This is a genomic window from Ilyomonas limi, from assembly GCF_005233845.1.
Lineage (GTDB): Bacteria > Bacteroidota > Bacteroidia > Chitinophagales > Chitinophagaceae > Ilyomonas > Ilyomonas limi.
Genome location: NZ_SZQL01000008.1, coordinates 43746 through 56446, shown reverse-complemented (window position 1 = coordinate 56446; position 12701 = coordinate 43746). Strand labels below are relative to the sequence as shown.

General features: G+C 42.8%; 11 protein-coding genes. 7 read left to right on the top strand and 4 right to left on the bottom strand.

Going from position 1 to position 12701, the window contains the following annotated elements:
* Positions 1 to 9: 9 nt before the first annotated feature.
* A complete protein-coding gene (locus tag FC093_RS11425; RefSeq protein ID WP_137261915.1) occupies positions 10 to 960 on the bottom strand; it encodes a c-type cytochrome in 951 nt (316 codons plus the stop codon).
* Between the two features lie 421 nt (positions 961 to 1381).
* Here FC093_RS11425 and pdhA point away from each other — a divergent pair, with 421 nt between their 5' ends.
* The 7 genes from pdhA (at position 1382) to FC093_RS11390 (ending at position 7448) form a co-directional block, all read left to right on the top strand.
* A complete protein-coding gene (gene pdhA / locus FC093_RS11420) occupies positions 1382 to 2377 on the top strand; it encodes a pyruvate dehydrogenase (acetyl-transferring) E1 component subunit alpha (protein ID WP_137261914.1) in 996 nt (331 codons plus the stop codon).
* Between the two features lie 89 nt (positions 2378 to 2466).
* Positions 2467 to 3165: a tetratricopeptide repeat protein gene (locus FC093_RS11415; RefSeq protein WP_137261913.1), complete on the top strand. Its 699-nt coding sequence runs from the start codon at positions 2467 to 2469 to the stop codon at positions 3163 to 3165.
* A complete protein-coding gene (gene ribH / locus FC093_RS11410) occupies positions 3165 to 3644 on the top strand; it encodes a 6,7-dimethyl-8-ribityllumazine synthase (RefSeq protein WP_137261912.1) in 480 nt (159 codons plus the stop codon). The genes FC093_RS11415 and ribH overlap by 1 nt, the downstream gene beginning before the upstream one ends.
* Before the next feature lie 23 nt (positions 3645 to 3667).
* Complete coding sequence (locus tag FC093_RS11405; RefSeq protein WP_137261911.1) at positions 3668 to 4372, top strand: (Fe-S)-binding protein; 705 nt, start codon at positions 3668 to 3670, stop codon at positions 4370 to 4372.
* 339 nt (positions 4373 to 4711) lie between these two features.
* A complete protein-coding gene (locus FC093_RS11400; protein WP_137261910.1) occupies positions 4712 to 5437 on the top strand; it encodes a sulfotransferase-like domain-containing protein in 726 nt (241 codons plus the stop codon).
* Between the two features lie 9 nt (positions 5438 to 5446).
* Positions 5447 to 6346 carry an aminotransferase class IV gene (locus FC093_RS11395; protein ID WP_137261909.1) on the top strand — a complete coding sequence of 300 codons (900 nt, stop codon included), beginning with the start codon at positions 5447 to 5449 and terminating at the stop codon, positions 6344 to 6346.
* A 286-nt stretch (positions 6347 to 6632) separates the two neighbouring features.
* A complete protein-coding gene (locus tag FC093_RS11390; RefSeq protein WP_137261908.1) occupies positions 6633 to 7448 on the top strand; it encodes an enoyl-ACP reductase FabI in 816 nt (271 codons plus the stop codon).
* Between the two features lie 222 nt (positions 7449 to 7670).
* On the opposite strand, the gene FC093_RS11385 is transcribed toward FC093_RS11390, so the two are convergent.
* The 3 genes from FC093_RS11385 to FC093_RS11375 all read right to left on the bottom strand — a co-directional run bounded on the left by FC093_RS11385 (position 7671) and on the right by FC093_RS11375 (position 12626).
* Positions 7671 to 8459, bottom strand: coding sequence for an NIPSNAP family protein (locus FC093_RS11385; protein ID WP_137261907.1), 789 nt, complete (start codon positions 8457 to 8459; stop codon positions 7671 to 7673).
* Between the two features lie 257 nt (positions 8460 to 8716).
* The gene (locus tag FC093_RS11380) at positions 8717 to 9349 is read right to left on the bottom strand and encodes a response regulator (RefSeq protein ID WP_137262028.1); all 633 of its coding nucleotides are present in this window, start codon (positions 9347 to 9349) and stop codon (positions 8717 to 8719) included.
* A 187-nt stretch (positions 9350 to 9536) separates the two neighbouring features.
* A complete protein-coding gene (locus FC093_RS11375; RefSeq protein WP_137261906.1) occupies positions 9537 to 12626 on the bottom strand; it encodes a sensor histidine kinase in 3090 nt (1029 codons plus the stop codon).
* Between the last annotated feature and the right edge of the window lie 75 nt (positions 12627 to 12701).

Below are 12701 nucleotides of genomic sequence, written 5' to 3'. Positions count from 1 at the left end.
AGTACTATGCTATTCTTTTGCAAGCGGGGCATCCTGGCTGCTCTTTAAAGGCTGCACAGTTTTAAGATAGTTGTAAATTGCTTTCAAATCATTATCACTCATATTTTTAAAAGAATTCCAGGGCATTTCGCTAAATGGAATTCTTTTGCCATCATGGAAGCGGCTGACAAAATCGTTTTGCGACCACCTGAAGATGCGGCTGCTGGAATCGCCGGTAATATCAGGCGGTGTAAGTGCCGGATACCCTTCTTTTACAATAGGGGTGCCACCTGCCAGCCATTCGCCGGTGTACTCGCCCGATATACTGCGTTTGGTATGGCAACCGCTGCAATTGGCAACATTAGCCACCAGGTATTTTCCATATTCTGCAGAAGTATCCCTTTTCACCGATTTTTTAATTACTTCACTGGGACCAACCGGTTTTACTAAAAAGGCAATTACCATCTTTCCCAATAGATTAGGGTTGTGCGCAGGCACCTGGTTATGTACCGGTTTTTGTGCTCGCAAATAGGAAATTACCGCCGTCAGGTCTTCATCGCTGATGTTGTGAAATGGCATGAAATCAAATACGGCAGTACCATCTGGGTGCACGCCATAGCGCAGGGCCCGGGCAATCTCCCCATCGGTATATTTGCCAATACCGGTGGAAGTGTCCGGCGTGATGTTTTTAGAATAAATATCCCCTACCGGCAATCCAAATTTTCGTCCACCTGACAAAGGAATGTCGGCATTGGCAAGCAACAGTGAATCTACATTACCTGCATTATGACATTCCACGCAATGCGCCGGGCCATATACAATTTGTTTGCCTCTTGCAATGATGGAGCTGTCTTTGGATGCCTGAATAGCGGGATAAGGTGCATCATATTTCACGTGCTGCCGGGTTGCGGTAATGATGCTTACGCCGACAATAAGCGTCAGCAGCAATACACCTGCCCATTTAAAGATTTTCCGGATCATTAGGGTTGCATTTAGGATTGAGTAAAAATTTGATAGCAAGATATTTTACTCAGGTAGCCAAATGCAACAGGAATAGGTATCAGTTGTGTTTTTGACGGGATGAAATGATAGTGGATGAATAAGGGAAGCAATAAAAGTAGAAGTCAAATCAGTAGTCATCAATAATTTTTACTTTCCGCCGCTGTTGGTGTTCTTTCGCCAGCAGAAAAACAATTTGCCGGTGAAGAACACCGGCAAAGGCGGAAAAAGGTAATAAAAAATCAGCTCCTGTTAGACTGTATATTTCTATACCCTTTCACCTACATTGGTATTCTTTACCATTTCCCCAAACTTTTCTCAAACCTTTCACCTCTGCAAAAGCTCCCCGCTTTGCCAATTCCCACATTATGCTATATTTGCGGCTCAAAAATTTCTACACGCAGTGCCAACAAAGTTTTCCAAAGAAACATACCTGTACTGGTATGAGCTCATGCAGCTCATCCGCCAGTTTGAACTGAAAGCCGAAGAAATGTATAAAATGGCGGGTAAAATCCGCGGATTCTTTCACGCTTACATCGGCCAAGAGGCCATTGCCGGCGGTTGCATGACTGCTACCAGGCAGGAAGATCCCTTTATCACCGGTTACCGCGATCATGGTTTAGCCCTTGCCAAAGGTGCCGATCCTAAAGCCTGTATGGCTGAACTGTACGGCAAAGCGACCGGTATAGCCAAGGGTAAGGGTGGCAGTATGCACTTTTTTAGCGCCGAGCATTACTTTTTTGGTGGTCATGGTATTGTGGGTGCGCAAATTGGCGCAGGCGCAGGTCTCGCTTTTGCCGAGCAATACAAAGAAACCGGAAATATCGTACTCTGCTTTTTTGGTGATGGTGCTGCACGTCAGGGCATCCTGCACGAAACCTTTAACCTGGCTATGTTGTGGAAGCTGCCGGTAATATTCATTTGCGAAAACAACAACTACGCAATGGGTACCTCAGTAGAAAGAACTTCTAACGTACGGGATATTTACAAGCTGGCAGATGCCTATGATATGCCGGGTGATAAAGTAGATGGCATGCATCCTGAAGCCGTGCACGAGGCTGTAGAACGTGCAGCTAAAAGAGCGCGCGAAGGCGGCGGACCTACCTTACTCGAAATGAAAACGTATCGCTACAAGGGGCATTCCATCTCCGACCCGCAGAAGTACCGTACCAAGGAAGAAGTGGACGAATACCGCGCAAAAGATCCGATAGCCATGGTGTTGCAAACCATAAAGGAAAACAACTATGCTACCGACGAAGAAATAAAAACTATTGACGACCGCATTAACGCTGTTGTGGAAGAAAGCGTGAAATTTGCTGAGGAAAGTCCATGGCCGGATGAAAGTGAAGTATATGGCGATGTGTATATAGACAAAAATTATCCATTCATCAAAGATTAGTAAAGCCGGTATTATTGCCGAAATCAAAAACATTAGTTGTCATTTATTTCATATAAACATTTTTCTTTTTAAAACATATCAAGTTCATTATGGCGGTTGAAACGAAAGTGAAAGCAGTACCTGTACGGGGAGATGCTGCTGCACGTTTGCAGGGTTATTGGATAAAGTATGCAAAAACCGCAGCTATTGTAATTGTAGCTGCTATTGTGATATTCGGTGGCTGGTTTGTCTACAACTCGTGGATAATGCAGCCTAAAGAAGAACAGGCAGAAAAAGCGATTTATAAAGCGCAGCAATATTTTGCCCAGGATTCTTCGTACAAAGTATTGCATGGTGATGGCGTAAATAAAGGGGTGTTGGCGATTATGACCAACTACAGTGGCACTAAAACGGCCAACCTCGCTAAGTTTTATGCAGGGGTAAGCTATTTGAAATTGGGTAAATTCAGCGATGCAATTAACCAGCTTAAAGATTTTACTACCGACAGTAAACCGGTACAAATGAAAGCGTATGGCTGTCTTGGTGACGCATACAGCGAACTCAAAAAGAATACAGAAGCTATTGATGCGTACAAAAAGGCGGCTTCCACCTTTGAGGCGGACGAAGCGGATGCTGCCGAATACCTCTTCCGTGCAGCATTGCTCAGCGAAGTAAGTGGTAATACGCAGCAGGCAGTGGATTTGTATAAACAACTAAAAGATAAATTTCCGACCACCATGCGTGGCTCGCAGGCAGATAAATATCTGTACCGTTTACAAATAGTACCAAACGAATTTAGCGCTAAATAATGGCTACACAAGGCAACACCACATTGCACAAAGGCATTCCGCAAATAGGGGATGCCTTTGTAGTTATAGTAAAAACAGAATGGAACGCACACATCGTAGATAAACTGGAAGATGGCGCCATTAAGGTGCTCAGCCAGCAAGGGGCAAGATATCAAACGCTGGTTGTTCCGGGTGCGGTTGAAATAGCTTTTGCCGTAAAAGCGTTTGCCCAAAAAAGTGCACAAAAAGCAGATGCCTTTATTACTTTGGGCACAGTCATCAAAGGTGATACACCGCACTTCGATTATGTGTGCAAAGCAGTAACCGAAGGTAATACCGCTCTGAACCTGACCTTAGATGTTCCTGTGATCTTTGGCGTGCTTACTGTTAATGATGAAGAGCAGGCAATAGAGCGCATAGGCGGTGCGCAGGGCCACAAAGGAGAAGAAGCGGCTATTACGGCATTAAAGATGATTGCATTGAACCAATCTATTCAATAATAAAAATTCCTGTAGGTTTGGGCATGAACGTCAGCATTTTTATACCTTGTTTTATAGACCAGTTATATCCTTCCGTTGCTTTTAATATGGTAAAGGTGCTGGAGAAGGTGGGCTGCAAAGTGCATTACAATGCCAACCAAACCTGTTGCGGCCAGCCGGCTTTTAATGCCGGTTTTTGGGAGGAATCGAAAGCAGTATGTGCCAAGTTTTTGAAGGATTTTGAAGGCAGCGATTACATTGTAGCACCCAGTGCAAGCTGTGCCGGTTTTGTAAGAAATTACTACAATAAACTCTTTACAAAAGGAGAAGCTGCAAGCGTACAAAGCCGCATTTACGAGTTTTCTGAATTTATGGTAAAGGTGCTGAAAGTAGAGGATGTGGGTGCGCGCTTTTTTGCCAAAGCTACTTACCATGATAGCTGTGCCGGACTGCGTGAAATTGGTATAAAAAGTGAGCCACGTCAATTGCTAAGCAAAGTAGAGGGGCTGCAACTGATTGAAATGAATGATGTGGAAACCTGCTGTGGCTTTGGTGGTACTTTTGCAGTGAAGTTCGAACCGATCAGTATTGCTATGGCCGACCAGAAGATAACCAATGCATCAGCAACAGATGCGCATTACATCATCAGCACCGATATGAGTTGTTTAATGCACCTTGACGGTTGTATAAAGAATAAAAAATCCGGTCTTAAGGTGTTGCACCTGGCAGATGTGCTGGCGAATTTTTAGATAATAAATTTTTAAGCTGCCATATGCTGCTATTTGAGGTCAGCCCTGTAGGAGCAGGCAGGTTAGCAGCAGCGTAATAAGCTTAGCAGCGCATTTGCTACAATGTTTTTAAAACAGTCCGCTCTTTTCGCCTTGGTGCGTTTCCTTACGCGCCACCGTTGCCAATAGCTTCATTTCGGTGCGTGGGGGACAGGCGCCACGCCGGAGCGCTTATGATTACTTTGATTGATTCTTTTCTACTAATGTATTGCTTTTACCGAGCTTTAGAATAATTGCTTAGCCAAAATGATTAAACTCTGGTTATTAGCTATTTTAAAGAAGTTTTTCTTATAATTAACCATGAATAACACCAAGCGCATTTGTTTATGGAGCAGTCCCCGCAATTTGTCTACCGCGCTCATGTATTCGTTTGCGCAGCGGAAAGATACCCTTGCAGTAGATGAGCCGTTGTATGCCCATTACCTGCGTGTAACCAACGCCGATCATCCCGGCAAAGAAGAAGTATTACAATCGCAGGAAAAGGACGGTGCAAAAGTAATTGCACAAATGGTGGATGGCTTGTATGACAAGCCGGTTGTGTTCTTTAAGCAAATGACACACCATTTAGTGGAAGTGGATACTTCTTTTTTAAGCAAAACACTCAATATTATTTACATAAGAAATCCTAAGCGGATTATCAGTTCGTATGCGCAGGTGCGCAAAGAGGTAATAATGGACGATATTGGTATTGCGGCGCAATGGCAGTTGTATCAGTTTTTACAAAATAACAATTACTCCTGTATTGTTTTAGATAGCGGCGAACTATTGAAAAACCCTGAAAAAGTATTAACTGATTTATGCACTGCATTAACTATTCCGTTTGATAAAGCGATGCTGCACTGGCAATCGGGGCAGAAAAAAGAAGATGGCGTATGGGCAAAATACTGGTATGCCAATGTGCATCAATCTACCGGCTTTGCAAAGCAGCCTACGAGCGAAAGACCATTACCCAAATACCTGGAATCCTTGTATCAGGAAAGCAAAGTATATTACGACCTGTTAATTCCTCACTCCATAAAGGCCTAATTAATTATCATGTTACAACAGTATAATCCGGCAAACGAAAACATTTACATTTTTATCAAAAACAAATTGTGCTCCCGGCGAGAGGCAAAAATTTCAGTATTTGACAGTGCTGTACAAGGCGGCGATGCGGTATGGGAAGGGCTACGCGTGTACGACAATAAAATCTTTTGCCTTACAGAACATATTAACCGGTTACAAGCTTCGGCAAAAACATTGGCATTTACAGATATTCCTACCAAAGCGTTTATCAAAGATGCCATCAGGCAAACGCTGGATGCAAACAAAATGGTAACCAATGTACACATCCGGCTTACCCTTACACGCGGCGAGAAAATTACTTCCGGTATGGACCCGCGTTTGAACCAGCATGGTAGTTGCCTTATTGTGTTAGCTGAGCATAAACCGCCGGTGTACGACAATGCAGCGGGCATTAAACTCATTACTTCGCATATCCGCCGCAACTCACCCATGCACCTGGATTCTAAAATCCACCATAATAATTTGCTCAATAATATTCTTGCAAAAATAGAAGCCAATTACTGTCATGCCGATGATGCCATTATGCTGGATAACCTGGGGTTTGTGGCAGAAACGAATGCGTGTAATATTTTCATGGTAAAAAATGGCGTGCTGCTTACATCCCATGCAGATGCCTGCCTTACCGGTATTACGCGGCAAAAAGTAATTGATATTGCTAAACAACTCAACATTGAAGTGATTGAGCGCAATATCTCGCTTAGTGAATTTTATAATGCTGATGAAGTGTTTACCACCGGTACCATGGGTGAGCTAACACCAGTGCATGAGATTGATGGCAGAATAATAGAAAATAAAACAGGGAGTGAAGTAAGAAAGCAATTGTATGCTGTTTTTAAAGAGAAGATTGAAGCAGAAGCAGAGGAAGTATGAAACGTCCATGTTGAATCAGGATTATACTGATGTATTGCCGATGTAACTGATGAAGAATGTGGTTGGCAAGCATTGCTTTAATAACCCAGGGCTGAAGCCTTAGGTTATTGTAAACTAATACTATACAACTTTTATCTGAAAATTACTGTTGAAATAAATTTTACCGAATACTCCTGTATATTCCTGCATAAGCCGATTATCACTATATGCGGCAATATTCTCTAATTTCCTTTTCTTTGTTTATCGTTTTATACATTTTAAACCAACACCACTTCAAATTATACCTATGCCATACAACTTACTTCAAGGAAAAAAAGGAATTATTTTCGGTGCCCTCAACGATCAGTCTATTGCATGGAAAATTGCAGAAAAATGTTATGAAGAAGGCGCTCAGATTGTACTGACCAATGCGCCTATAGCCATGCGTATGGGCGAAATAAACAAGCTGGCTGAACGATGCGGCAACGCCCCGGTAATTGCTGCTGATGTAACGAACAATGAAGACCTGAAGAACCTGCTTCAAAAAAGTATGGAGCATTTTGGTGGTCCGGTAGATTTTATACTGCACAGTGTGGGCATGAGTATGAACATGCGGAAGAATAATTCTTATACAGATCTGAATTACGATTTCACACATAAAACGTTAGACATATCGGCACTTAGCCTGCACCGCATTTTGCAATTGGCCTTTCACATGGATGCCATCAGCGAATGGGGCAGCGTAATAGCACTTACCTACATTGCGGCACAGCGCGTTTTCCCCGACTATAACGAGATGGCTGATGCAAAAGCGCTGTTGGAAAGCATTACCCGCAGCTTTGGCTATCAATATGCATTAAAGAAAAAAGTACGTATTAATACAGTATCGCAATCGCCTACGCGTACTACTGCCGGCAGTGGCGTAAAAGGCTTTGAAGGTTTTATAAGATATGCTGAAAAAATGAGTCCATTGGGTAATGCGTCTGCGGAAGATTGCGCCAATTATTGCGTTACGCTCTTTAGCGATTTAACTAAAATGGTAACGATGCAAAACCTCTTCCATGATGGTGGTTTCAGCTTCACGGGTGTATCGAGGGAGGTAATTGAGCAAATGGAAAAGTAGCTTTATAACACACAAATTATTTAAATACAATTACACGAATTTCTGGAACACACCTGCCTGTTGGCAGACAGGGATGACACGGATCTGATACACGTGCAGGCAGAATTTTATAATAGAAAACCAAGGGCTTTAGTAAGATTTTATTCTTAAACTAAAGCCCTTGGTTTTATTGAATTGCTGAATACTAATCCAATGTAGCAGCATATTCATAAATCCTGGCTATTATATCTGCGAGAAGGATGTTGGCGTTAAAAAAATCGCAGTAATTTTCGAAATCAGTTTAGCATCAGCATAGTCAGGAATAGATTTTAATTTATTCCATTCGGGGCTGCTACCGAATGTACCCCACGATTTATCGTGGTCTGCCATATCATCAAATTGAAGCATATACGTCAAATTGGGCTGGTTACCCCCAATTAAGCTTTGACCATAAAACACAGCGTCCAAACCTGTTTTCTTAAAAATATCCATTTCACCGCCTTCATTAAACATTTCTATTTTTTTCATACCTGCGGCTTCGGTAGGGCTTTCGTAACGGCGCAATTCAAATATGCGCGGCTTATCAGGCGTGGTAGTTGCCATCTCGGGCATGCGCGGAAAGGCATATAGCAGTGAACTTTCTATGCGTTCATAAGCCGGTGCAGTTGCCGGTGCATGGAGGTAAGCACTGGCAGCATCTATATACGTTTTATCATTCATCAGCTTGCTCTTTGCACTGCTGAAATCTTCAATGCTTTTGTACGGAATAACAACGAATAACTTCGTTTGTCCTTCTGGCTTTAGCTCTGTAAAAACACCTATATTTTTACTGCCTGTTTTGTTGTAAGCCGGTATGGCTGCATGTTGATAATAATCTGCTACCATTTGCTGCTGCGTGGCATCTTTTAAAGTATAAACACGCAGTTCGTAATATTCACGGGCCGTTTTTTGGGCCGATGTAGTGCCGGCAAAGGCAGCCGCTGGTATAGTGGGAACAAGGAGGGAAGCTTTCACAAAAGAGCGTCTTTTCATAGTGATGTTTAATTGAATAATTGTCCTGTAAAGTAAACAATTCTGCATACAACAAATACATTTGCTATGCACTTTATAAAAGCCTGTTTAAAAGTGTTTGAGACACAAGGGCAAAAACCTCAAAGCCGTTCAAAGAACGTGCATACTTCGTGCAGTTTAGGTCCTCTTATTTACCGGCAGCGAGGGTTAGGCATCTTCTAACAAAGCAAGAAAGCCACGCCGCAGAAGCGGCATGGCCTACCCTTTGATACTAATTGCTAAACTATTTTATGTTTTAAAGCTTTGGCAACTGCCTCGCTCTTGGAGTTGACATGCAATTTGTCATAAATATTACGAATGTGGCTGCGTACCGTATCTATCGAAATATCCATTTCGGCTGCCACCATCTTATAACTGTTGCCATCTACCAGTAACTGCAATACTTCTTTTTCGCGCTCAGAGAGGTTGAAGTTGCTGCCTGCAGGAGAAGGTATAGAAGCAAACATTTTTAATACCTGTGTGGCGATGGACGCGTTCATTGGTGCGCCGCCTTCATACACTTCATGCAGGTACTCTATCAGGCGTGTGGGGTTAGTTTTCTTCAGCAAATAGCCGTTCGCACCGGCTTTGATGGCTTCAAATACATTTTTGTTATCATCAAATACGGTGAGCATCAGAATTTTTACATCCTGATTTTTTACCCGTATATTTTTTACACCTTCAATACCGGTAAGGCCGGGCATATCTATGTCCATCAGCACAATATCGGGCTGCAGCACCGCAATATCGGTGGGGGCTGTTTCGCAGTTATCAAAAGTACCAACCACCTCAAAGCCTTCTGTAGTGCTTACCAGCAGTTCCAGTGTTTCGCGCAATTCCTGCACATCGTCGTAAATCAAAACTTTTATCATTCGCTCGTATATTTTCTCTATCATGCCTGCAAAGATATTTTGCAGGGTGGTGTGTACAATAGCATAAGTATGCGGTAGGAGAAAGCTATTAGCTGCAAGCGGATATACTTTGAGCCGTGAACCTTCAATTTTTTAAGCTGATAGCAATGTGTGTGCAGCTTGTGACTTGTGGTTTATAGCTCTCAGCTTACAGCGGTATTTTCAGCACCAGTGTTGTGCCTTTGCCAATAGCTGTTTCAATGCTCAGTTTGCCGCCATGCATCCCTTCGGCTCTTTTTTGCATGTTTTTCAGCCCGTTGCCGCGGTGGGCAGCTACCTGTTTATTCGGGTCGAAGCCAACGCCATTGTCAGCAATCGTAATCACAAAGCACTTTTTTTGTACCTGCATACTAATGCTTACTTCTGTACATTTAGCATACTTCAAAATGTTATTAATTGCTTCTTTAAAGATAAGGAAAATGCCGCGGCGTGTCTCCATATCAAAGCCAAGGTCTTTCGCATCTTCATCAATGTGAAAGGTATAATTGATGTCTTGTGCTTCCAGCGAATTACCGGCAAATTCTTTCATCCTCGCCGCCACTTTGCGCATGTTATCATTCACCGGGTTAATGCTCCATACAATATCATCCATTGCTTCCATCATGCGCGAGGAGTTGTTGCTGATGCGCGATATATATTCCTTTGCTGTGTTGTGGTCGGTATCGGCTTTTTTCAAAGCCATATTACTCAGGATATTAATGGTACTCAGGGTAGAACCCATGTCATCGTGCAGGTCGCGTGCCAGGCGGGTGCGCACTTTTTCCACGTGCAGCAAACGCTGTATGCGCAGGTGATGCAGATAATAAAGCAACCCTGCCATAGACAAAGCCAGCAACATATAAAACCATACAGACTGCCAGAAGGACGGTGTAATGACTATGTGAAGGGTAGTAATATTATCAGAGAAAATGCCTTCTTCGTTTTGCGCGCGAACCTTAAATGTATAACTGCCCGGTGGCAGCAACGTATAAGTAGCCTGCAGTTGTTCGGCTTGTATCCAGTCTTTATCGGCGCCTTCGAGCATGTAGTAATAGGTAAGCTTGCGTATTTGCATAAAACTGAGCGCGGCAAACCCTATTGTGAGTGAGTTTTCGTTATGCGCGAGTTTTATTTGTTTTAAACCTAATAAAGAATCTACCGGCAGGTAATCATTAAATAATTCAAAGCCGGTAATAGACACATCGGGAGGAGATTGCCTCATGCGGAACTGAGCAGGATTGAAGCTGACGAGGTTTTGGTTACCAGCAAAAACAATATTGCCATTGTTGAGCTTTGCAGTCGTTTCCAGTACAAACTTACTGTTGTAAATGGTTATCAATCCGTCCCATTGTGTGTATTTAATGTAGGTATTTGCATAGTTGTTATACTTAAAAATACCACTTACGGTGCTCACCCAAAATTGTCCATCATTATCCGTCTGCACTGCCAGTATATTGCCTAACGGTAAGTCGGAAAAAGCAGTGGTAGTAGTTATCTCGTTGCTATTAATGTTGAGTATGTTCAATACATCGCCGGCAATGCCATAAATGCTGTCGTTCAGTTGTACCACATTGCGCAGGTGGTTGCCCGAAAGACTGCCATTGCCGTGACCTTCCAAATATTGTTTTTCAAGGTTATTGGTAGCAGCATCGTACACCAGCAAGCCTTGTCCTTCGGTACTTATCCAGAGCTTGTTCCGTTTATCAATAAACAAACTATTAATAATTGCATTCAGCTTTGCTACCTGAATGAAATTGGTATCGCCGATGTTTTTATGATAATTCCATTTTACCAACAGTCCATTCTGGCAGCCAAACCACATATTGCCCTCTTTATCCTCTTCCACCTGCCTTACCGTACTGCCTTTAAAGATGGCCGGTTGTAAATACGACGTAACATCGGCCGAAGGATTGTACAGTGTGAGCTTACCGCCCTGGCAGCCAATCCATACTTTGCCATCAAGATGGTTTTGCTCCATGTCCCATACGCCGAGGTAATCGGTATCTGGCGGTTTTTGTTTGTAAATATTTACTTTGCTGTAATCGTATATGGTTTTGCCAAGTGACAATACACCGCGCCCCCAGGTGCCTATCCAAATGTCAGTATCAGCATACTGCATTACGCTGGTAATAGATGCCGGGGCTTTCTGCTCATCCAGTACCAAATGGTTGCTCAGACTGTTGGTGGCTAAGGTGTTGTACAAGCCATTATCGGTGGCAACCCATAGCAGCTTTTCACGGTCCTGCAATACATCGGAGACATAAGAAAAATCGATAGTAAAAGACTCGCCGCTGCTGTCTCTTAAACTTACAAAACTGTTGCCCTCATTTATCTGCAAACAGTTGTGGCCATATAACAGCACTATCGAATCGGCAAACTCGGTAAAGTGGTCTAATTCGTAATAACCTTTTATATTGGTGGCAATGCCAGTGGTATCATCGGTAAAGCGCCCCTTTGTTTCATCATAACAATAGCAAAATTGCTGAATACGCTTCGAAGTCATATCCCAATATACAATCCAGTGGCGGCGTTTACTATCTATATAAAAGTTAGTTACATTGTGTGTAAAGCGCTTATCTTTCAGCAGTACATTGTGCGCCGGATTGTTTTGGTGTGTAAATAATTTTTTTTGTTGCCAATCGTACATGGCCAGTCCGCCCGAGCCCGCAACCCATGTTACCTTGTTTTTAGCATCATCCACTACTTTTCTTACGCCAAACGAGTCGGCAATTTGAAACGGAGCTGCATGTTGCTCCATAGAAAAGGTAGCCGGGCTGAAGTAAAACCAATTATAGCCCGCCACTATCAGATACACATTGCCCTTACTGTCTTTTTGTAACTCGTATTCATATACGTCAGAAACGGGCCGCTTAAAATGTACCGGCACTACATGAAATGTAAAAGTAGAAGGGTTGAAAATACCAATGGTCTTACCTTGCCGTACCCACATCCTGCCCCATTTATCGCTTACTATCTGGTGTACCGGTTTTTCAGGTATCTGGTTGGGTGCATTATAGTAAGGATAGGTAAAATTATAGCCATCATACCGTTGCAACCCGCTTTCTGTTCCTACCCACAAAAACCCCTTTTTATCCTGCCACAAACAATAGATGAAATTGGATGCCAGCCCGTCTTTGGTGGTTAAATGATTAAATATATACTCCTGTGCAGGTATGATTGTACTTACAACCAAACCTATTGCCAGCAGGCAAATCCGGCGTTTAAAAATTGAGGGTATGGTAGCAAAAAAGTTAGTCATGGCTAATGTGCTTCAAAAATAAGAAATAATATTTCGGATGCTGCTATACGCAATTGCATACTTCAAAATTGTGCG